Origin of the sequence: Lysinibacillus sp. NPDC093216, assembly GCF_050280325.1 — a bacterium.
Taxonomy (GTDB): domain Bacteria; phylum Bacillota; class Bacilli; order Bacillales_A; family Planococcaceae; genus Lysinibacillus.
Map to the genome: position 1 here is coordinate 50,144 of NZ_JBNNVB010000025.1, position 19,814 is coordinate 69,957.

Here is a 19,814-nt window from a genome sequence, read left to right on the forward strand (position 1 = left end):
TTCCTCCAATCTCATCCATACCGTGTAATAAGCTGAGCGATCTTCAGAACCTAGCACTCCTTAATTTTTAATAAGCACCTGTTCTCGCTAAAACTACGTAAAGTGTTTTAATGATAATTTTAAAATCCATCCAAAAGGAATGACGATCAACGTATTCTAGATCATATGAAATTTTTTGCCCGTGAGAAATATTAGAGCGGCCGTTAATTTGAGCAAGCCCCGTTAAACCTGGCTTTACTTCTAAACGCCGTGCCTGTAAAGTGTTATAAGCATTTGTGATGGTTGGAACTTCAGGTCGTGGTCCAACAATACTCATATCTCCTTTTAAGACATTAATGAGCTGCGGAATTTCATCAATACTGAACTTCCGAAGAACAGCCCCAACTTTTGTGATTCGTGCATCCTGTTCAGTTTTAAAAAAATAATCATCCGGAATTCCGTCTGCACACATAGTAGGCATATTCACAGGAACTGCTTGTATAGTCATTGTCCGTAGCTTCCAAATAACAAAGCGCTGATGATCCTGTCCGGTACGGATTTGTTTAAAAAAAACAGGACGGCCTGTGCTAATAAGTAAAACGAGGAATACTACTAACATAAGAGGGATGGTAATGAAAAGTAATAGGAGTGCCCCCGCAATATCAAAAATTCTTTTCCCGTACTGACTATAAAATTTAATAGTCTGAGCTGACTGCTCGTGCAACACATCATCCTTTGCATTTTTTTACCACTTAACTTTATATATTCATTTGAGACATTTATAGAACTTTGAAAAAGCAATTTCATAATAATATGTAGAAAAAGATGACATCACCAGAACATGGGTTGATTCCCGTTCCGACTAGACGTTTTCTTGAGGATGTCAGGGCAACAGTGTTTATTGTGCGAAAGCGAAGCGACAGTCAAACGACAGTCAATGAGTCGCCCAGTCTGCCTACTAAAATGCATACATTTTAAAATTAAAAAAAGGAGTTATTTCAAAATCATTTTTGAATAACTCCTCATATTATTATATTCAGCCATTAATGGTGATGTTCCTTTTTAACCTTGTATAATCTGTACTTCGCATGTAATTTGAACATTTCCTTTTAATGCCTTACTAATCATACATGTTTGTTCTGCCTTCTCAGCTAATCGATTAATTCTTTTTTGTTCTCGCTCAGATAAATTTTGTACAACAATTTTTGGCTTATGTACGATTTTCTCATAAGTAAAAACACCGTTCGTGACATCAACAAAACCTTCAGCTTGCATAGACAAATCCAACACAACAATCTTCGAATTTTCAAGTAATGTAGCCAGTGTAATTAAATAACAGGTTGCTGACGCTCCAAGCAGCATTTCATCAGGATTTGTCCCCATCCCCGGTCCATTCATTTCTCGAGGAATAGAAATTTCCGTATGTAGATTGTCTGCAACAATATTACCCGTCCCATTTCTCCCCTCCGACCATTTTAAATTCATAGTAAATAAATGTTGAACCATAAATAAATCCTCCTTTTGATTTTGTTGAGTACGAGTTAGAGCGCTTACCCTTGGGACCAGAGCAGTTTTCAGGGGTATCCGAGCAGTTCTTTGCTCTACTCGATCACTTTTCGAGGTTACCTAAGCAGTTCTTTGCTCTACCCGATCAGTTTTCTAGGTTACCTGAGCAGTTCTTCTCTCTACCCGATCACTTTTCGGGGTACCTGAGCATTTATTCACTCTACCCGATCACTTTTTGGGGTACCCGAGCAGTTCTTCTCTCTACCCGATCACTTTTCGGGGTTACCCGAGCAGTTATTCACTCTACCCGATCACTTTTTGGGGTTACCTGAGCAGTTATTCACTCTACCCGATCACTTTTCGGGGTTACCCGAGCAGTTATTCTCTCTACCCGATCACTTTTCGGGGGTACCCGAGCAGTTCTTTGCTCTACCCGATCACTTTTCGAGGTTACCTAAGCAGTTCTTCGCTCTACCCGATCACTTTTCGGGGGTACCCGATCAGTTTACTTGTTACCCGACCAATTCTATTACCTGCCCAATCAGTTTGCAAGGTTACTTGAACGATTCTTCGTACAACCTAATTTCTCCCTTCGAAAGATTCTATATTTTTAAAGTAAGTTTATGAAAATGGAGGGTGGGCGGCTCCTTGGGGATCGTCAAGCCCTTAATATTGTGTAAAATTCTATACAAAGTTTTTTCAACTCTGACTTTAGTTTTGTCAAATTGTCCTGCTTATGTTGGAATTCGCCGCTAAAAGTGTGAGTTGCGCCGCTAACCAAAGGAAGAACGCCGCTAAAACCCGAAATTCCGCCGCCAACCAAGCAAGGAACGCCGCTAAAACTTGAAATTCCGCCGCTAACCAAGCTCGGGGATCATCGTACGCCCCCAGGAAGCTCTGCTCTGCGCGAAAGCGAAGCGTCAGCAACAAATGTTTTCTGTAGCGAAAGCAAAGCGGCAGCTACAAAACGCCCAGCCAGAACGGAAATCACCCTCACGCTATAGCGATAAACGCAATTCTCCCCTCAGCATAAAGTATTATCAGAGCAATAATGAAACATCCAATATTTAAGAAAAACAGGAAATCTGATTTTATGGTAAAATAGAAAAAACAATTCTTTAGGAGATTTAAAAAATGATTTTAACAAAGCAACAAGCAATACAAGCACTTAAAAAGAACAAATTTATCGGTTTTACTATTAAAACAGGAAATATTATTATGAAAAAAATAAATAAAACCGAATATAATATTTTTGTAATTGAAGAAGGCAAAGATAAACCAGTACGTTATGTAGGTTCTATTATGAACGTCATGGCGACAATGAGCGACAAAGCTTCTAACAAGGATTTCGTCATTGTGGAACAGCTTTCAACTCCAAATAAAGAAGAGGCTGAATTTGTAGTGAAAGAAGAAGTCAAAGAAGTAGTTGAGCCTGCAGAAAAAGCTGAAATTAAAGAAACTGCTAAATCTGTAGAAAAGAACGAAGTCAAAGAAGCAAAAAAAGAAAAAGTAGAGAAAACAGCTGATTTCGATGAAGAAAGACGTGCTATTTCAGGTTACGAGGGCTTATATGATGTTACAGCGAGCGGCCGAATCATTACAGTGCGTGAAAATCGTCCATTAGCTCGATGCAACGATGAATATGGTTTCCATATTGTTCGACTAACAAAAGAGGGTACTGCTTCAAGTCACAATGTATTTGAACTTTGGAAACAGGCATACCCTGAACTTGAACAAACTAATTTTAAAGGTGCTTTAAAAGCGAAATATGGTACAGGCTGCAAGCTAAGCGATAAACCAGGTATACACTTTTAACTCTTTTAATGAGTGTCACAGAATTTTGCAGAAGCATAATTGATTTATAAAAATCCCCAGCGTCGTTGCATTGACGCTGGGGATTTTTAAATTATGGTAAGGAACCTACCATAATTTGCGATTGATATCTATTCTGGTTTGATCACACAGATTTCGATAATAAAACCCCCAAAAATAGATTTATCGATAAAATAACCTCTTACTTTTTAGTAATTCATACAATGGACCTTTTCTAAAACTTACGATTATCATATTCGTTTCTACTTAGCATATATTTTTTAAAACAGCTTAAAGAATATATAGGGTGGAGGAATTTTGCAGTTGAGTGCAATGATACTTGGTGGTTTTCTTTTTTTTAGTGCTAGCATAGGAGGAGCTCTAGCTTGGGTATTCTCTAGGCTATTCCAGCATACAACTCATGGATTATCATTACTAAGTGGAGGATTTTTAGTTGGCATACTTGTAGTAGACGTTATTCCTTCTTCTTTTCACATGTACAAATCAATGGGCCTTTTACTTGGAATTTTGATGGGCTATTTAATGTTTGAAATACTTAATAGTTTATTTCACACTTCCCATACACAAAACCCCTCTGTATCACTACTTGCAATCGCTATAATCATCCATACTATTCCAATGAGTCTTACTGTCGGACAGTTACTAGGGAAATCCGCATTAAGTATTGCCATAACAGCTTCCATTATTCTACATCATCTACCAGAAGGCTTTGCACTATCAACAGCATTACTATCACAAGGAGAAAGGCTATGGAGACTCTTTATGTATTTTGTAGCATTCTCGATTTTCTTTAGTATTTTTATACAGATCGGCCAATATTGGGAGTTATCTGATAAGGCACAAGGAGTACTAATGGGCGTATCGATTGGGTTAATAGCAACAGCCAGTATTTCAGAATTTATTTTGCATCATATTCGTTCAGTATCACGAAAATCCTTTATAGCGTATATTTTATTAGGATATTTATTAAGTCATGTATTTCATATGCTAGTCGAATAAAAAAGCAATCCACCCAATATTGTGGATTGCTTCTTCTTTTAATTATTCATCATCACTAATTAACATTATTGTTAGTGATAAGATTTTAGCGAACTGTGCACGTGACAGATTACCTTTTGGATTAAATTGACCGTTAGCTCCATCAATCACACCTAATTGCTTTAATAATCCGATTGATTCAACAGTTTCCTTACGCATTTGGTTTTTGTCTGCAAATGGGTTATTTTTGCTAACCTTGCTTACATCAAATTCCATTGCTTCTAAGTATCTTGCTGTTACAAATGCCATTTCCTCACGTGTAACAGGTTTATACGGCTCAAAATTAGCACCATCAAAAATATCGATTAGGCCATATTCCTCTAAAATCGCTACTTCTTTCGCGCCCGGGTATTTTGCCAAATCTTTATATGTAGCAGGACCTTCATAATCTTCCTTCACATCTAATCCTGAAGCACGGAAAATCATAGTAGCTAATTGTCCGCGTGTTACTTGTCCATTTGGATTAAATGTTGTAGCAGATGTACCATTAATAATGTCTAATTGGAACAATAATTGGATATGTCCCTCTGCCCAATGCCCAATAGTATCCGTGAAGTAACCACCTGGTTTTAAGTCAAAATCCTCTTCTTGAATTGATCCAATAAAATCATTCAAATCTTCATCAGCTAAAGCTTGCCATTTCCCTTCAGCATAAACTTCCGCCTTAAATGCATTTCCAGATGGAGTAAATCTCATTTGAATAGAGTCACCGAAAACCTCTTTAAATTCTTTTTGTTCTTGTGCACTCATTTCAGTAGTTTTCAATAGTCCTTGTAACGAAATCTTTAATGTCATATTATTTTTCGTCGTTACTAATGTCATCTCTTTATCTTCATAGGCTAATTTAGAGATTACTAGTGTTTTATAAAGATCTTGGTATGTCATCGATTGCGCTTGTTTAGTCGCTGCAACAGCATGTTTTGGGTGGATAATGCTAGAAACATCTACAGTTTCTTGAGCATTTGCTTGTAATCCAAAACCTCCTGTAAAACATGCAATACTAAGCGCGCCAGCTAAAAACGTCTTTTTCATTATACTTGCCCCTTTCAATTCATAAATTCAGTGTACTAAAACAACCGTTAGTAAATCTATAAAAATATGTAAATTATTCAAAATTATAAGAAAGTCCTATATCCCCTAACGTAAAAAATTACTAAATCTCCACAGAATCTCAGGGGGTATATTACTTAATTTCTACAATGTATCATGTACTTTTTCCAATAAATCAAACGTAATGTACAATTATTCTTCGTTTAGAATAAACACCATATCATAAATATGCTTTATGTCTCTTTTTATTTATCTAGGAAAATTAGTATACCTATTTATTCTTTAGTAGGTATAAAGTAGATAACCAACACCCAATCATGCGAAATAATCAAGGGATTTTCTTTGCGTGGAAAAAAATTCAATGCTAAGTATAGTTCTATTTTATTCTATATATTAAAATATTTGATAAATAGAAGATTTCGATCTTAAGAAAGGAGAGTTTTAGTACTTGGTAAATATATTACAACTTATAACTCTAATCAGTATCATTATAGCGATTGTCTTTCTTATTCTTGCAGTATTCAATTTCATAAAGTTGGATCGAATTAAAGCACTAAAAATGCTGAAATTAACCGCGATTCCCATTATCATTATCATTTTTTGTACGTTGGCCCATTTGGATATTTCACCTAAATCTTAAGCAAATAAATCAGATGTGGCTATTACATATAAGGAAAAACCCGCAGCTAAAGTAGACTCAACAGAAGATGCAACTTGGCAGGATAAAGTTGAAAAGGTTGCTTCTTTTAATAGCACTCCTTCTAAGAAGCTCGATACAGTTGATGCCTTCGCTAAAAAATATCCGGCAACAAAGGCTTAAATCAAAGAATTCGAGGATTACATTATAGCCGAATATAAGAACAAAAAATATTTAGCAAATGTACAAAATGATGAATATATGCTAGGAAATATATTTAAGGCATATGTAGTGAATAGATACAATGGAGAAGAAGAAACACCTATTAACGATATTGTCTCTGGGTTTTATCAAAATTCTAATTATACTTTTAAGGGACTCGAATCCACTAATAGTAATGCAATAAAATATAATGAACGCCAAATGGACAAAGCATTAGCAGCTCTTGAACATTAAATGTCACTCTCTCGGGTGACGTTTTTTTTATTTTCGGTGGAATTCATTCAGCGTAGATTCTTTATATCATTATAATAATCGAGGCTTTTATTTGATTTTTCAATATCGAAAGAAGTAGTATGGAGTTGTAATAAGGGATGCATACCCTATCCAAACAATTATATTAATGTAACAATTTCAAGGGAGGAATTTAGGATGGATTTTCAAAATATTACGGTTGCAGGCAGCGGTGTTCTAGGTAGTCAAATTGCTTATCAATCAGCTTTTAAAGGTTTTAATGTAACGGTATACGATATTAATGATGAGGCATTAACAAATGCACAAGATCGTATCACAAAATTAAAACCGTTATACCAACAAGATTTAGGTGCGACTCAAGTAGAAGTGGATGCTGCATATGCACGTTTATCATTTAAAAATGATTTATCAGAAGCGGTTGCAAATGCTGATCTTGTGATTGAGGCGATTCCTGAAGTTGTTAAAATTAAAACAGAATTTTACACAAACCTTGGCAACGTTGCCCCTGCTAAAACAATCTTTGCGACAAACTCATCAACGTTATTACCAAGCCAATTTGCAGAAGCAACTGGTCGTCCAGAGAAGTTTATAGCGCTTCACTTTGCAAATACGATTTGGAAAAACAACACAGCCGAAATTATGAAACACCCAGGCACTGATATGAAAGTGTTCGATGAAGTCGTAGAATTTGCACGTGCAATCGGCATGGTTCCACTGCCATTATATAAAGAACAACCAGGTTACATTTTGAATTCTTTACTAGTTCCATTTTTAGATGCTGCTGAATCACTATTAGTAAAAGAAGTAGCAGACCCAGAAACAATCGATAAAACATGGATGATCGGAACAGGAGCACCACTAGGTCCATTCGCCATCCTTGACATTGTCGGTATTAACACTGCATTCAACATTGTAGAAGCAAAAGCCGCTGCTACTGGTGAAGAAAACTTTAAAAAATTAGCCAATCTCTTAAAAACAGAGTATATCGATAAAGGCAAACTAGGTCGCGCAACAGGCGAAGGCTTCTATAAATATCCAAACCCAAACTTCGCAAAGCCTGATTTCCTAAAAGGCTAGGATAATTAATCAATAAAACGATGTACATAGTGTCTACGCTATGTGCATCGTTTTTTTTGAGGTGTCTGCAATTTGAAGTGATTGGGTTGGCCAGGAATGTGATCGGGTAGCTACTCAATTTGCTCGGGTAGGCTGCGAATGTGATCAGGTGGCTACTTAATCTGCTCGGGTTGGCCGTGAATGTGATCGGGTGGTACCCCAATCTGATCAGCTAAGCCACGAATGTGATCGGGTGGTACCCCAATCTGATCAGGTAAGCCACGAATGTGATTGGGTGGTACCTCAATCTGATTGGATAAGCCACGAATGTGATCAGGTTATACCTCACCCTGCTCGGGTATGACGTGAAAGAGATCTGCCACTAACTCGAGACAATCGGATTTACCAAGAACTATTTACTCAAACTGATCAGATTTGCCAAGAACTTAATTAGGTTTCCAACCCGAACCACCTTGGATATAGTTCACGAGAAAAAATCCCAAAAGCTAGGCGCATCTTGAAACTTTACTGTTGCAAGCTTTTCTATAATTTTCAATTTAATTTCTTGCTCCAAGTCTTCCCTTTCTTGATAATCTGTATTGTGCAAACAATGTTTAATTTTAGGTATGAAATTCTCTATAATCGTTAGAGTCTCTTCGTTATGTTGATTTTCAAAATTTGCCATAAGTCATTCCTCTTTTTTTCTGAGTGTATTATTGAGTTTATTTAAAGCCTTCCTGTGAAGGTTTGATATATTCTGTGGAGTTGTTCGTAATGTTTGAGCTACTTCTTTTATAGAAAGTTCTTTTACATAAATCATCTCTAAAATTTGGAGCTGTCTAACCGTTAGTTTTTGTAAGGATTTTAAAAGCTGTTCATCTTCAATATTGTCTAATAGCCCTTCCCCAACAATAGTATCAAGTTCCTTTTCAATGCTTGCATCTTCTATTTGCTCTTTTGCAGTCGTGCCACCTTCTTCTGATAAGCCCTTATCTAATATTAATAAAGTATGCTTTTGCAGATTTCTCCTTTTTTTATCAAAATCTAAGCTAAAGAAATAAATTAAATTACTGACGTATTTGGTCTTCCTAACATTGATATAGTGAGTTTGAAAAGATTCATCAACGAGTTCCCTATTAATTTCAGTTGGATATAAAATTGCTTTTTGCACTAAATAAAGATTTTGGGGATCCGACAAAAAGCTTTTTATAATTGGATTGTTAACCTGCTCATTATTTCTATAAAAGAATTCCTCTATTTTTTGATTATCTTTCTCCATTTAATCCCTCCTATATCCGCCCTCTTTCTATATAAAGTGAATGTAGTATCTATATTATAAACCAAAATAAGAACAAATGTTCTTAAAAGAGAATAAAAAAATCACCTTTTATACAAAAGAGGTGATTTAATCCAACTTCTTCAACTATCTAAAATAGCTTTTATTTTCTCTGGCTGATAACCTATAATTTCCTCCGCTTTATTATCAGTGACTACTAAAGTAAATGGGATAGCGCTACTATTAAATTGCTTAAACTCCTTTAATACGTGCTCTTCATTAATATCCTTATTAATATAAGTAATATTATTTGCTTCTAACCATTCCTTTAACCTGACACAATATTGACATCCATCGCTTGAATATACCGTTAAATCATACTTCATCTTAGAGACCTCCTTTTTTTCTATAAAGAGAACTAAAACATTAAAAACGAAACCATGCACAAAATAATATTTTTCAACTGGAAGGTTGTCTTTATTATAGAAAGATTCTCTTTACATATTACAATTAAAATTTTGGTGATATAGCCAAGCGGTAAGGGTCTGTCCAGCAGATGTCACGGATTTTGAACAAGAGGGAGGGTGATTTACATTATGACACCAGAAAATGTTCCCATGTGGATTAGCTTAATAGGAAATTTTGGGTTCCCTATTGCCATAACAGTCTATTTGTTCATTCGCTTTGAAAGGAAAATAGATAAATTAGAGGCTGTCATCATGGAGTTATCTGAAGTTATAAAATCTCTTAATTACAAAAAAGGAGGGTGATCCATATAGAAATTGAAAAATTATTGGCTTGTTACTGTAAAGCGAGAGAAATTCAATCATTTTATACAAATTGCTTAACTAATGATAGTCTTTCTCCAAAAGAACGCGATTTACTAATAAATCTTATTAAAAACGCCAGTACTTCTTCTAATTTATTGCGTGAATATTGTCAGCATACTAATGAAATATGATCTTTTTACAAATAAACCCACCAAATAATTTAGGTTATAGACAACCTAATTTTATTTGGTGGGTTTTAATTTTTAACGGAATATTCCATTGCCAATTTTCTTACATCTTTCATCCAATTAATGTATGATTGTATGAACAGGAGGGGAATTTTATGATAGCCTACAAGAGAATAGCTATACTATATCTTCTTATAATAATCCTTAGTATATTTATTGCTACACAGATGAACAGCATATTAAATGGATTGTTGGTTCTTGCTTTTTTGTATTTGTTGTTTATTGGCCTTCCTTATTTATTACAAAAAAAGGTGAAGTTTTTCGAGATGTTTTGGAATTGGTTAACAAAAGGTGAGCGAATAGGTCCTAAAAATTAATTTTTTCCAAAACAAAATAAAGAAACACTCTAACTGTTCTACCGTGTAGGCCCAAGCGGCTCATCGAACGCCTCAGAAAAGCGCCCAGTCGGAACTGAAATCAACCACACGTTATTGTGATAAGCCTTATTTTTCTTAGAAAGCAAAAATTACATCTTGTATATTATGGTAAAATGCGATAGAATTCATTAACTGTATTTGGTGTTGAACAAAACGGTTCTAATTGTACTGGCTTTTTCTTGTATGGAAGTGAAGTAAATATATATCCTAATATCTAATGTTGAACTGGGGCGCTTGTTCAATAAAATACAAATTTTTTATTGTAGTAAATAAATTCAGAATAGTACAAAAAATAGGCGGAGCACCTTCTAACTTTGGCTCATCTATCCAGGTTCTAATTAATTCCATGACATTTAACTTCTATCAGCAAGTATTTTTTGTACTTAAAGCGAAGCGTCAGCGGGTGTTCAAACATCTGCCGAAATTTAAATGAAGGGTGGGAGGGTCTAAATTGGGAATTGGATTAGTTGCTTTGGGATTAGTATTGGTACTAGGAGTAGCTTTTATGATAGGTCTTGGTAAATCGAATAAAAAGAAATATATACTTTGGGGAATAACTATGATGTTAGTAATTGCTCCTTTATTCTCAGGGGTTGTTTCTATTCTGTATGGGAGATATGAAGGTGAGGGGTTTGCGGCGGTCGCACTAATGATGGTCATGTTTCCACTTCTATTTTTAACTGGACTTGTGCTTCTTCTTTTAGGAATTTTTAAAAAAGGGAAAGCTAAATCTATTAAGCCAACGGATGCGTAACAGCTTTTATTGCTTTTCATATGAATTTCATTTGTAAGCGTCAAATAGCGCCCACCTGTTACTCAGGGGGCGCTATACATTTAAACAGTGATTATGTAGAGTTGACCGGAACCTCTATGGCAGCGCCTTTTGTTGCTGGTGCCGCTGCACTTATTATAAAGATGATAAATCGTACTGAGCCACATTTGATTCCTATGTATGTGTATGATTACTTATTGTCGCATGCTCTTCCATTGGAAAACTTCTCAATCAATCAAGTTGGAAATGGTTTTATTCAATTGAAATAAGTAACTACTTAAGGAATGTAATCAAGGCCATGACGTTTAAATTCTTTAGCAGATTTTTATTCCAAGCATACTATACATCAATAAAAGGATCGATTGGAGGCAATTATGACTAGCAACAATAAAATTGCATCGACCAATATAGTGCTGTCAATTTTACTTGTTCTAGGTATTACCTATAATTATTTTTACAATCAATCACCCATTCAAATGGAACGCTTTGGTCATTTAGGGTTTTGGTTAGCTTTCCCTTTATCAATAATCAATATAGTCCTGAGTTTGAAGCTACTGAAAAATAAAACGGGCAAGCGCTAGCAGCTATATACGACACAAAACCCCTAGAAAAGATTCTAGGGGTTTACTTGATAATGGTATCTTAAATTGACTTTTTAAAAGCTCCATTAAACGGACACATCAATAGAACCGCTGGATGTACTGATATGACTTTGATTATTTTGACTTGCTGCTTTAAATGAGCGCCAAGCTTCTGTATAAATCGAATTAAATTCACTTTCACGGAGATGTTCTTCTCGTGTACCAATCGCATGCCAACCATTATGGGGCGAATAGGTAGAAGTAATATTCCCCCTCGCATCCTTCACCTCTAAATAGCTCACATTTCCACGCTGCATGAATGGTAATTGCCTTAACATTTGTGCTATCGAGCCTTTACGATCAGGTGATGCTACAGATACAAAACTCTTCTTTAATGTCCTATAAGAAGAATTTTTATGCCCACCAAATTTGTCATTTTCAAAATCTTTTTTAGCTTGTGCAATAATTGCTTCCTTATATTTTTCTTCACTCATCGCTGGAGCTGATTTTGTCGGCATCGCATTTATTCCTGAAAAACTTGGCATTGAAATAGGTGTTAATTTACTTTCAACACCTAACAATTTTAATGCATCACTACTTATAGTTGGAAATCGCATTTGTACCTCCTATATTTGAGAGAACATTATAATTAGTTACATTATTATTTACTCATAGTTATAGTAAACAGTTAATTTTGGAGAGGAATATTTCTTCCATGAACTACCTGCTAAAATACTTACATTTGTCCCATTATAATAAATAGACCATGTACCGGCAGCTGGTTGTCCTATAACTCCAGTAGTTATTTCAGTTTTATTAAGCGAACCCCAAGGGGCAGAAGTATAATTGTCCATAGAATCATTTTTGATATGCACTCTATTAGAAACAATTGCTCCGTTACCTCCATATGTGAGACCACTATTGGCATCAACTACCACTTTAGTAACTACAGCATCAGATGGTAATCCAGAAAAATTAAATGTAGCTACACTAGAATCTCCACTTGTTTGTTGAGCAAGAGTTAGACTCATTGTATCCCTAGAAGTAACCGTTTTTGAAGATGATGCAGCAAGTGTTGTAGATGTTGTGAACGAAAACATCATTACTACTACAAGCAGAAAACTAAAGAATTTCGTAAATTTCATTTCAATGATCCTCCTTCGTAAAGATAATTAGGTATTATTACCAAAAATAAACCTAACATTGTTATTGTTAGTATTTTTTTACAATAACACCTCTTTTATCATATCGGATAGGCAACCAAAATTTTTAGTTTAAATTATAGAACACTCGCTATGCTTATGAAATAGATGTTCTACTAATGTTACATAAACATGCTACTACCCCCTTTGCCCCTAAAACTTTTCTTGGAGAAAACCCATAAAACCTTATACACTCACATACAAAACGAGTTTACGCATCATTAGAATTAGGCAGTAACGACAAAGGGCAAACCCTTGTCATTACTGCCTTTTTGGTTGAATCACTAGTTATTATGTATACAGTATTTTATACATTGTTGGTTTCATAGTGTTTTTCGACTGGTTCACCAACAAATAAGTAGCTATATATTTGTAAAGGTCGTAGGAATCTCCGACCAAGTCAGTTTCATGTACTTTCACCACAAAACTCCCTAAAATGGAAATGACAGCATAAAGGAGATTCTAAATTATGAAATCTAACACTATGGCGCATCATTTTCATACATTACAGAAGCAGCGAATACACTACCTACCTTGTATTCAATCACTCTCGCTGGAACAACTCTGGCATCGTGAGAAAGAAGAAAAATGGTCTATCGGTGAACATTTCTATCACCTTTATCTCATCCTAAAAATGCTAAAAACAGCAACAAAATTTTCCTTACTACTCACCCCTTACGCAAAAATGCGAAGAAACAAGCCTTACGCTACTGAAATACATGATATTTACGAGGAATATAAAAACAAAAAAGGACGAGGCATGAGAGCACCAGGAATATTAGTGCCTCCTACAAAAATTCGTTTTACCTTGAGCACCGCTGAAATCGAACAATTACTAGTAAACGAAACGAGCGCAATGCAAGAATTAGTAAAAAATATTGAGGAGGATATTGCCGGGCATATTATCTTTCCAGATCCCATTGCCCACTATCCTAACCTTATTCAATCTATCCAGCTCCTTGCCATCCACGAAAAACATCATTTTAGAATAATGGAGGGGCAATATAATCGATTGAGTGCATCTAGCGAAGTTTTAATTTAAAACAAAAAAATAAGTAGATTTTATTTATGAAAAGAGGTTTGAAATATGAAGATTCTAGGAAATGTTATTGATGATCAAGGAAGATGTAAGCACTATTTTAATAAGGTAGATACAATTTCACTTAAATTTAAATGTTGTGGAGAATATTATCCTTGCTATAAATGTCATGAGGAAAATTCAAATCATAAGATTCAGCCGTGGAAGAAAGAAGACTTTGATGAAAAGGCAATATTTTGTGGCGTATGTAAAAGTGAATTAACGATTCGTGAATATATGAATAGCACAAACTGTAAGCATTGTAATACACTTTTTAACCCAAATTGCAGTAAGCATTTTCATATATACTTTGAGACGGATAATAATAATTCTACATGTACTTTCTAAATAGAAAAGCCTTTGAAGGGATAATGCCTTCAAAGGTTTCCTCTTAGGATCTATGCGTAATGATTATTTATCATACTTTTGAAGAAATGCTTTTACTTTCTCCTTGGCAAATTGCGTGCTCAAACTACCTGGATTTGCATCAAAGCCATGATCGACCTTTGGAAGAAGATAAAGCTCATGCGCTACACCGCTTTTAGTCAGTTTCTCGTCTAAAACGTTCGCCTGCTCTACAGGAACAATACGATCCCCCGTTCCTAAAAACGTAATAGTTGGTGGCGTATTTTCCTGAATATAGCATATAGGGGAAAGCATCTTATAACGCTCAGGGTATTCAGATAGTGAACCTCCAATGTACTTATTCATAACATCTTGGACATAATGCATACTTGGATTGCTCTTGTAAAACAAAGTCATATCTGACGGCCCATACATGTTAATCACCGCCTTGATTGGTACATCCGGTACATCCGTTGATGGTGGTAAATGCTTATCTCCCATACTATATGTAGCAAGCATAGCTAGATTTCCCCCAGCAGACTCACCCATTAAAATGATTCTGTTCGGATCAATCTTATACGTATCTGCATGTTGCACGATCCAACCTAACGCCGATTTAACATCCCCTACTTCATCTTTCCAACCTGCTTCAGGAGGCATACGGTATTGGACATCAAAAACAGTGTACCCTTGATCATTCATCCACTGATTCCAGTCTTGAACTTGGCCTTTATCTCCACTTACCCAACCACCCCCATGCACTTGAACAATGACAGGTGTTAAAACATCCTCTGATTTTTTCTTTGCTGGCCACACATCGAGCTTTAATTCAATGCCGTCCGTAGTTTTCCCATACACCACATCTACACTAGGCTTTGTTGAGATATTTTGTTTATAGAAAAAAAGTGAGCTAAGAGAAACCGATACATTCTCGCTTTTGGCATAGCTTTTCATATTACTAATTGGCTGCACAGTTAAAAAAATTAATAACAACAAAATAGGAATTAGAACAGTAAGAGCAATTAAGGTTTTCTTCCAAAAAGAAAGAGCTAGTAAAACTATTATTATTAATGCTGTAATTACTAGAATAATCGGAAATATAGAAGCCCCCCATGCAAGTAGACTCATTATTTTATCCATATTACTTGGATTTAAAATATAGTATGCCACTATAATGATAATGAAACATACTATCACAGAGAGGATTGTGAGTAGCCACTGAAGAAAACCTCTAGGTCGCCAATTTAAATTTGCTTTTGTCTGATCCATCTTTTAAAAATCCCCCATACTACACCATATTTTTATAATGCCTTAAAACATAAGATTTCTAGTAAATATTTCAAAATCCATACTTTAATATAAATGATATGCCACATTGAAAACTTTAGGAATAACAATCTCCATTGTTCAAAGACTCCGTTGTGGTTACCTGGAATCTGCATGTTTAAAGCACCTTATTCTGTATGTAACATGCGCGAATCCCAGAGTTGTAGCTGATTGTCCTCAAATTTCAGAATTTGTAGAAAAATATACAAAAAATGATTTCGAAACTTTATAGCTGATGGTTTTGTAATAACATAAGCAAAAAAGAAAAGCAGGAGTGCCGTGATGAAAACAAAAAGAATCTTAGGAAAACCCTCTGTTTAATTGGAAGTAAAGCATCATTAATCTAGTTTGAACATCACTTTAAAACATTAAGGAATGAGTTAAGTCAAGTTATCTGAATTATCAATTTTTGACAATAAAATAGCAAAAGTTGATTATAAAACTTTATTGCAAATGGTATGGTATTCACATCACAAAAAAGAAAAGAGGAGAATTTATAAAATCAAAAAATTCCGAAAATTATTAATGTTTAAGGTGTTTAAGTTCGTCTAAAAAAATCATTGATTATAAAATAATTCATAAATCTAAAGAGTTAGAAAATGAAGATAATAAAAGTAATACTCTTTTTTATCATAATTGTAATATCTCTTGTGATTTCAGAACGTGGAATCATATATTATTTGATGTCAACTCCAGAACCGGGACCGGTAAATCCATATCCGTTATCTGAAGTGACACCATTTGTGCGCCATGGTATCGCAGCGTTTATTGTCCTAGTAGCGCTTTGGATTACAAATAAAATAATGCATGTTTTCTCGCTCATAAAAACTAAATTAGTAAAAAATCCTTCTTAGCCTTGAAGTTTGCCTTCAAGGCTATTTCTCTTATAGTGGCAATTTGTTCGTCTCATACTTACTCGGGATGTGTTTTACACTGCTACGCTACCTCATTTTTCCACATGCATTTAATTTTCAAAATACTTATTGCTTAACTGTCTTCAATTTCGGAAAACTCTTTTAGCCACTCTGTCATTCTACTCATAGCATAATCCTGTTCAAATTGGTACCAATGATTTTCGATGCCTAATTCATTAATTTTTTCTTTAAAAATTCGAAAAGGTTTTCTTCCGTTAAGTACATTGATTAAATGCATCGTAATCGGATCTGATTGCTTTTTAGCAAAACTGACCATGACATCATACATTTCAGATGATGAAACGTTTGGAATCATCACTAAATCCACAGCCACTTCCTCATCATCCCAATCAATCTCAGGCTCACCAGTTATAAATTCTGGCGCATCCAAAAGTACTTCACCCGTTCGACGATTTAACACATACGATATGCCATTATCATTTCCATTTAAAAATATATCCACAAGTTCATCTAGTAGTTTCAATTTCCTCACCTCATATTAGTGCTACACGGACAGGGGTAGAATGCCTAAGCTCAGTCAAAAACTGCATAAAAAAGAGCCGAAAAGATTCGATTCGGCATTTATTCAAACATTCCTATACTGAGCTCCCTACAAAACGATTCTATCGTGTCACGCTCTTCTTTTGGCAATGCTTCGTACTCAACCAGATATTGTGCTGAGAAGTCTTCTAGCTCCTTATAACTGACTTCTCTTGTCAGGACGATTCCATTGACCTCATTAGCCAATTCGTTTGCCGCCACAATATCCGTAAACGCAAAGGCCTGTTCTTCGTCATCCGTAAATGTAAGAAGGTCAATTTCCCCCTGGTAATAGCGATTATCTACTTGCACTACATAATATCTAATTGAATCCATTATACACCTCCCTAATTCATGATTTTCATTATTACCTTCTTACTAAAAATCCATCCCTCATCAATTCGTACGGGCGTTACCTTCAATAAACTGATGAATCCCCATGTAACAACGCAGTTATAAAAACCCTGACTTTTCTAAAGTAGCATTCGTAAAAACTTTTCAAAATTCACGCCTGCTTCGCGAGGAATCTGCTCCTTCGACGTAGCTTCAATTGAAACGGCTAAAAACGTCTCCGCAAGCTTCATCGACTCAACTAAATCCTGCCCGCGCATCATGCCACCCATAATGACGGATGCAAACAAATCACCTGTCCCTGAATAGCTCTCGCCGTTATATTCTCGGATGCTAGAAAATGAACGATGTGCATCGATATACATATTGCCTACATAGCGCTTATTCGCATCTGCTGGCGGCGGATTCAAACCGGTAATAATAACGTTCGCTCTAGTTTCCTGCTGCAGCTGATGGCCCGCTTCCTCTAAAGCCTGAAGATAATCTGAATCGTCCTGATAGCTTTGTAGCTTTTCGTATGATAAACCCGTAAGCAAGCAACATTCTGTAATATTTGGCGTAATAATATCTGCACACTTCACCAGCGCCTTCATACGATCAAGCAACTCGCCTGTATACATTTTATAAACCTCGCCCAAATCGCCCATTACCGGATCGACAAGCAACGTTGTTTCACTCGAGTGGAAGACGTTTAAAAACCGAAAGATATTATCGATTTGCTCCTTCCCTGTCACAAAACCTGTGTGAATACCATCAAAAGTCGCACCAAGCTTACTCCACTCATCCACAAAGTAGTCCATCTTTGACGTTAAATCCTCACAATAAAAACTAGAATACCCTGTTTGCGCCGTTAATATTGCAGTTGGTAATGGCACCGCCTGAACACCCATCACTGACAGCACAGGTATCGCAGCCGTTAACGAGCACTTCCCAAAGGATGACATATCCTGAATTACAGCAACTTTTTTCATCATACTCTCCACCTAACTAATCCTGCATGTATTCTCTTCATCGTATCATAATTAGATAGATGCGAAAATGCACTCCCTTATAGAAAAACAAACTGACCTTTAATATTTTTATCAAATTGGCACTTTTATGATAGTCAGTCCTTTGCTAAAGTAAAAATTATTAAAAAATTCATCCTAGCGAGGACATGCAAATGCAAAATATACAAAGTCAACCCTATACAAAACCACGTACGAAAACATTTGATTTAGTCATTACTTCAATCCTTGCAGCACTTGTTTTCGTCGCGACAATGTTCATTAATATAAAGCTACCATTCGGGCAAGGTGGACTTATTCACTTAGGGACATCCATGCTTTTGATCGCGTCGATTTTATTTGGTCCTAAAAAGGGAGCACTTGCTGGAGCAATCGGAATGGGCTTATTCGATATCGTAGGTGGCTGGTTAATTTGGGCGCCAACCACAATAATCTCCCGCGCATTACAAGGCGCCATCGTTGGGAAAATCGCTTGGTCTAAAGGTCATAGAGGCGACAATATTGGGTTAAACATTTTCGCAGCAGCTGTTTCAATGCCTGTGATGATGGCAGTCTACTATATCGGGCAAGCGATTATGTTCAAAAGCTGGGTTGCCCCTTTAGCATCCATTCCAGGAGACGTAATCCAAAACGTTGTCGGTTTAATTATCGCTATTCCTGTATGTATCGTGATGAAAAAAACACCGTATTTTAAAAAGAATTTTTAACTTCTTTCAAAAGAAGTTAAAGCCTCTGGCGGATGTCACGGAATCGGAAAGGAGTTCTTAAAGGATGTTAGCCTAAAATCATCGCATCCATGCGATAACGGCTAACTGACCTGCATCGGTAAAAACGCCACGTCCTGTGGCATTACCGAAATGACCGACATCGTGTCGGCCCTCACGCAGGCCTTAGCACAAAGCCGATTCCGGACGCAATTATGCCGAGGCATAATTGATTACTACAAAATAAACACGCCATCTTGTTGTTTTGCTGACAGCATAGATGACGTGTTTTTTGGTTGGCGTTTCGTTTAAAATTTCAAGTCGCAATAATGGAGGATTTTTTCCATACTATATCTTTAGGGCGAAAATGCCACGAGTAAAATTGAATTAACCTAAGGAGTGGTTAGGAATGAACGGAGATGCTATCGTTTGGATCGTTCTATTACTATCTATTGTAGTTTGTGATTATTTAGCAGCCTATTTATACAAAAATAAGAAGATCCCTATATGGGCTTCTGCAATTGGCATGGCGGTTTTAATCCCAGTAATAGTCGGAAGCTTTGTGTATTTAGGGGTCAGTTATGCTAAAGCCTTTGAACCAGATAACACAAGAGAAGGGATTGCTTTTGCAGGAGGATTTATAGCGGTGATCATTGCATTAAATGCAATAATTATGTTCGTTATAGGAGTTATTTTAAATATTTATACATTCGTTAAAAAGCATTAAAACAATCATGTGTTATAAAGCAT

At 35.9% G+C, this 19,814-nt stretch carries 25 protein-coding genes; 13 read left to right on the forward strand and 12 right to left on the reverse strand.

Annotated elements, in window-relative coordinates; all coding sequences use genetic code 11:
* Positions 1-67: 67 nt before the first annotated feature.
* Complete coding sequence (locus ACQKOG_RS21320) at positions 68-706, reverse strand: sugar transferase (protein WP_427448223.1); 639 nt, start codon at positions 704-706, stop codon at positions 68-70.
* Between the two features lie 335 nt (positions 707-1,041).
* Positions 1,042-1,485 (reverse strand): SACOL1771 family peroxiredoxin, encoded by a 444-nt coding sequence (locus ACQKOG_RS21325; protein ID WP_427448224.1) that lies wholly within the window; start codon positions 1,483-1,485, stop codon positions 1,042-1,044.
* A gap of 1,134 nt (positions 1,486-2,619) precedes the next feature.
* On the opposite strand from ACQKOG_RS21325, the gene ACQKOG_RS21330 reads away from it, so the two are divergent.
* Together ACQKOG_RS21330 and ACQKOG_RS21335 are read left to right on the forward strand one after the other, a co-directional pair.
* Positions 2,620-3,300, forward strand: coding sequence for an NUMOD4 domain-containing protein (locus ACQKOG_RS21330; RefSeq protein ID WP_427448225.1), 681 nt, complete (start codon positions 2,620-2,622; stop codon positions 3,298-3,300).
* 330 nt (positions 3,301-3,630) lie between these two features.
* Positions 3,631-4,317, forward strand: coding sequence for a ZIP family metal transporter (locus ACQKOG_RS21335; RefSeq protein WP_402869535.1), 687 nt, complete (start codon positions 3,631-3,633; stop codon positions 4,315-4,317).
* A 42-nt stretch (positions 4,318-4,359) separates the two neighbouring features.
* On the opposite strand, the gene ACQKOG_RS21340 is transcribed toward ACQKOG_RS21335, so the two are convergent.
* On the reverse strand, positions 4,360-5,388 hold the full coding sequence (locus tag ACQKOG_RS21340; protein ID WP_402869368.1) for an S-layer homology domain-containing protein: 1,029 nt from the start codon (positions 5,386-5,388) through the stop codon (positions 4,360-4,362).
* 673 nt (positions 5,389-6,061) lie between these two features.
* Here ACQKOG_RS21340 and ACQKOG_RS21345 point away from each other — a divergent pair.
* Positions 6,062-6,226: a hypothetical protein gene (locus ACQKOG_RS21345; RefSeq protein WP_370078198.1), complete on the forward strand. Its 165-nt coding sequence runs from the start codon at positions 6,062-6,064 to the stop codon at positions 6,224-6,226.
* Between the two features lie 468 nt (positions 6,227-6,694).
* Complete coding sequence (locus ACQKOG_RS21350) at positions 6,695-7,594, forward strand: 3-hydroxyacyl-CoA dehydrogenase (RefSeq protein ID WP_427448226.1); 900 nt, start codon at positions 6,695-6,697, stop codon at positions 7,592-7,594.
* 463 nt (positions 7,595-8,057) lie between these two features.
* Here ACQKOG_RS21350 and ACQKOG_RS21355 read toward each other — a convergent pair whose 3' ends face one another.
* From ACQKOG_RS21355 to ACQKOG_RS21365, 3 genes are all read right to left on the reverse strand, one after another.
* Positions 8,058-8,258, reverse strand: a complete 201-nt coding sequence (locus ACQKOG_RS21355) for a hypothetical protein (protein ID WP_370078202.1) — start codon at positions 8,256-8,258, stop codon at positions 8,058-8,060.
* Positions 8,259-8,261: 3 nt separating this feature from the next.
* Positions 8,262-8,852, reverse strand: a complete 591-nt coding sequence (locus ACQKOG_RS21360; protein WP_427448227.1) for a sigma-70 family RNA polymerase sigma factor — start codon at positions 8,850-8,852, stop codon at positions 8,262-8,264.
* A 140-nt stretch (positions 8,853-8,992) separates the two neighbouring features.
* On the reverse strand, positions 8,993-9,235 hold the full coding sequence (locus tag ACQKOG_RS21365) for a glutaredoxin family protein (protein WP_427448228.1): 243 nt from the start codon (positions 9,233-9,235) through the stop codon (positions 8,993-8,995).
* A 210-nt stretch (positions 9,236-9,445) separates the two neighbouring features.
* Here ACQKOG_RS21365 and ACQKOG_RS21370 point away from each other — a divergent pair, with 210 nt between their 5' ends.
* The 4 genes from ACQKOG_RS21370 to ACQKOG_RS21385 all read left to right on the forward strand — a co-directional run bounded on the left by ACQKOG_RS21370 (position 9,446) and on the right by ACQKOG_RS21385 (position 11,597).
* Positions 9,446-9,619, forward strand: a complete 174-nt coding sequence (locus tag ACQKOG_RS21370; protein WP_083227054.1) for a YvrJ family protein — start codon at positions 9,446-9,448, stop codon at positions 9,617-9,619.
* A 1,076-nt stretch (positions 9,620-10,695) separates the two neighbouring features.
* A complete protein-coding gene (locus tag ACQKOG_RS21375) occupies positions 10,696-10,998 on the forward strand; it encodes a hypothetical protein (protein ID WP_370078208.1) in 303 nt (100 codons plus the stop codon).
* Between the two features lie 20 nt (positions 10,999-11,018).
* On the forward strand, positions 11,019-11,285 hold the full coding sequence (locus ACQKOG_RS21380; protein WP_370078210.1) for a S8 family serine peptidase: 267 nt from the start codon (positions 11,019-11,021) through the stop codon (positions 11,283-11,285).
* Between the two features lie 105 nt (positions 11,286-11,390).
* On the forward strand, positions 11,391-11,597 hold the full coding sequence (locus ACQKOG_RS21385; RefSeq protein ID WP_370078212.1) for a hypothetical protein: 207 nt from the start codon (positions 11,391-11,393) through the stop codon (positions 11,595-11,597).
* Between the two features lie 86 nt (positions 11,598-11,683).
* Here ACQKOG_RS21385 and ACQKOG_RS21390 read toward each other — a convergent pair whose 3' ends face one another.
* Both ACQKOG_RS21390 and ACQKOG_RS21395 read right to left on the reverse strand, forming a co-directional pair.
* Complete coding sequence (locus ACQKOG_RS21390) at positions 11,684-12,214, reverse strand: hypothetical protein (RefSeq protein ID WP_370078214.1); 531 nt, start codon at positions 12,212-12,214, stop codon at positions 11,684-11,686.
* Between the two features lie 48 nt (positions 12,215-12,262).
* Positions 12,263-12,742, reverse strand: coding sequence for a hypothetical protein (locus ACQKOG_RS21395; protein ID WP_370078216.1), 480 nt, complete (start codon positions 12,740-12,742; stop codon positions 12,263-12,265).
* A 526-nt stretch (positions 12,743-13,268) separates the two neighbouring features.
* Here ACQKOG_RS21395 and ACQKOG_RS21400 point away from each other — a divergent pair.
* On the forward strand, positions 13,269-13,841 hold the full coding sequence (locus ACQKOG_RS21400; RefSeq protein WP_370078218.1) for a DinB family protein: 573 nt from the start codon (positions 13,269-13,271) through the stop codon (positions 13,839-13,841).
* Between the two features lie 45 nt (positions 13,842-13,886).
* Complete coding sequence (locus ACQKOG_RS21405; protein ID WP_370078220.1) at positions 13,887-14,225, forward strand: CHY zinc finger protein; 339 nt, start codon at positions 13,887-13,889, stop codon at positions 14,223-14,225.
* A gap of 63 nt (positions 14,226-14,288) precedes the next feature.
* Here the strand turns inward: ACQKOG_RS21405 and ACQKOG_RS21410 are convergent, their stop codons facing one another.
* Positions 14,289-15,491, reverse strand: coding sequence for an alpha/beta hydrolase fold domain-containing protein (locus ACQKOG_RS21410; RefSeq protein WP_370078222.1), 1,203 nt, complete (start codon positions 15,489-15,491; stop codon positions 14,289-14,291).
* Between the two features lie 656 nt (positions 15,492-16,147).
* Between ACQKOG_RS21410 and ACQKOG_RS21415 the strand changes: the two genes are divergently transcribed.
* The gene (locus ACQKOG_RS21415) at positions 16,148-16,402 is read left to right on the forward strand and encodes a hypothetical protein (protein ID WP_402869384.1); all 255 of its coding nucleotides are present in this window, start codon (positions 16,148-16,150) and stop codon (positions 16,400-16,402) included.
* 133 nt (positions 16,403-16,535) lie between these two features.
* Here ACQKOG_RS21415 and ACQKOG_RS21420 read toward each other — a convergent pair whose 3' ends face one another.
* From ACQKOG_RS21420 to ACQKOG_RS21430, 3 genes are all read right to left on the reverse strand, one after another.
* Positions 16,536-16,946, reverse strand: a complete 411-nt coding sequence (locus ACQKOG_RS21420) for a UPF0158 family protein (protein ID WP_402869386.1) — start codon at positions 16,944-16,946, stop codon at positions 16,536-16,538.
* Positions 16,947-17,044: 98 nt separating this feature from the next.
* Positions 17,045-17,338, reverse strand: a complete 294-nt coding sequence (locus ACQKOG_RS21425; RefSeq protein ID WP_248717057.1) for a hypothetical protein — start codon at positions 17,336-17,338, stop codon at positions 17,045-17,047.
* Between the two features lie 137 nt (positions 17,339-17,475).
* Positions 17,476-18,324 (reverse strand): pyridoxamine kinase, encoded by an 849-nt coding sequence (locus ACQKOG_RS21430; protein ID WP_402869388.1) that lies wholly within the window; start codon positions 18,322-18,324, stop codon positions 17,476-17,478.
* A gap of 191 nt (positions 18,325-18,515) precedes the next feature.
* Between ACQKOG_RS21430 and ACQKOG_RS21435 the strand changes: the two genes are divergently transcribed.
* Together ACQKOG_RS21435 and ACQKOG_RS21440 are read left to right on the forward strand one after the other, a co-directional pair.
* A complete protein-coding gene (locus ACQKOG_RS21435; RefSeq protein WP_370078230.1) occupies positions 18,516-19,067 on the forward strand; it encodes an ECF transporter S component in 552 nt (183 codons plus the stop codon).
* Positions 19,068-19,473: 406 nt separating this feature from the next.
* A complete protein-coding gene (locus ACQKOG_RS21440; protein WP_370078232.1) occupies positions 19,474-19,791 on the forward strand; it encodes a hypothetical protein in 318 nt (105 codons plus the stop codon).
* The last annotated feature ends 23 nt before the right edge of the window (positions 19,792-19,814 follow it).

Bases quoted from the DNA above. Each gene is read 5' to 3' on its own strand.
- ACQKOG_RS21405 (WP_370078220.1), top strand. From the start codon at position 13,887: ATGAAGATTCTAGGAAATGTTATTGATGATCAAGGAAGATGTAAGCAC.
- ACQKOG_RS21370 (WP_083227054.1), top strand. From the start codon at position 9,446: ATGACACCAGAAAATGTTCCCATGTGGATTAGCTTAATAGGAAATTTT.
- ACQKOG_RS21410 (WP_370078222.1), bottom strand. From the start codon at position 15,491: ATGGATCAGACAAAAGCAAATTTAAATTGGCGACCTAGAGGTTTTCTT.
- ACQKOG_RS21325 (WP_427448224.1), bottom strand. From the start codon at position 1,485: ATGGTTCAACATTTATTTACTATGAATTTAAAATGGTCGGAGGGGAGA.
- ACQKOG_RS21360 (WP_427448227.1), bottom strand. From the start codon at position 8,852: ATGGAGAAAGATAATCAAAAAATAGAGGAATTCTTTTATAGAAATAAT.
- ACQKOG_RS21355 (WP_370078202.1), bottom strand. From the start codon at position 8,258: ATGGCAAATTTTGAAAATCAACATAACGAAGAGACTCTAACGATTATA.
- ACQKOG_RS21350 (WP_427448226.1), top strand. From the start codon at position 6,695: ATGGATTTTCAAAATATTACGGTTGCAGGCAGCGGTGTTCTAGGTAGT.
- ACQKOG_RS21415 (WP_402869384.1), top strand. From the start codon at position 16,148: ATGAAGATAATAAAAGTAATACTCTTTTTTATCATAATTGTAATATCT.
- ACQKOG_RS21390 (WP_370078214.1), bottom strand. From the start codon at position 12,214: ATGCGATTTCCAACTATAAGTAGTGATGCATTAAAATTGTTAGGTGTT.
- ACQKOG_RS21385 (WP_370078212.1), top strand. From the start codon at position 11,391: ATGACTAGCAACAATAAAATTGCATCGACCAATATAGTGCTGTCAATT.
- ACQKOG_RS21400 (WP_370078218.1), top strand. From the start codon at position 13,269: ATGAAATCTAACACTATGGCGCATCATTTTCATACATTACAGAAGCAG.
- ACQKOG_RS21335 (WP_402869535.1), top strand. From the start codon at position 3,631: ATGATACTTGGTGGTTTTCTTTTTTTTAGTGCTAGCATAGGAGGAGCT.
- ACQKOG_RS21430 (WP_402869388.1), bottom strand. From the start codon at position 18,324: ATGAAAAAAGTTGCTGTAATTCAGGATATGTCATCCTTTGGGAAGTGC.
- ACQKOG_RS21425 (WP_248717057.1), bottom strand. From the start codon at position 17,338: ATGGATTCAATTAGATATTATGTAGTGCAAGTAGATAATCGCTATTAC.
- ACQKOG_RS21330 (WP_427448225.1), top strand. From the start codon at position 2,620: ATGATTTTAACAAAGCAACAAGCAATACAAGCACTTAAAAAGAACAAA.
- ACQKOG_RS21380 (WP_370078210.1), top strand. From the start codon at position 11,019: ATGAATTTCATTTGTAAGCGTCAAATAGCGCCCACCTGTTACTCAGGG.
- ACQKOG_RS21365 (WP_427448228.1), bottom strand. From the start codon at position 9,235: ATGAAGTATGATTTAACGGTATATTCAAGCGATGGATGTCAATATTGT.
- ACQKOG_RS21440 (WP_370078232.1), top strand. From the start codon at position 19,474: ATGAACGGAGATGCTATCGTTTGGATCGTTCTATTACTATCTATTGTA.
- ACQKOG_RS21395 (WP_370078216.1), bottom strand. From the start codon at position 12,742: ATGAAATTTACGAAATTCTTTAGTTTTCTGCTTGTAGTAGTAATGATG.
- ACQKOG_RS21435 (WP_370078230.1), top strand. From the start codon at position 18,516: ATGCAAAATATACAAAGTCAACCCTATACAAAACCACGTACGAAAACA.
- ACQKOG_RS21340 (WP_402869368.1), bottom strand. From the start codon at position 5,388: ATGAAAAAGACGTTTTTAGCTGGCGCGCTTAGTATTGCATGTTTTACA.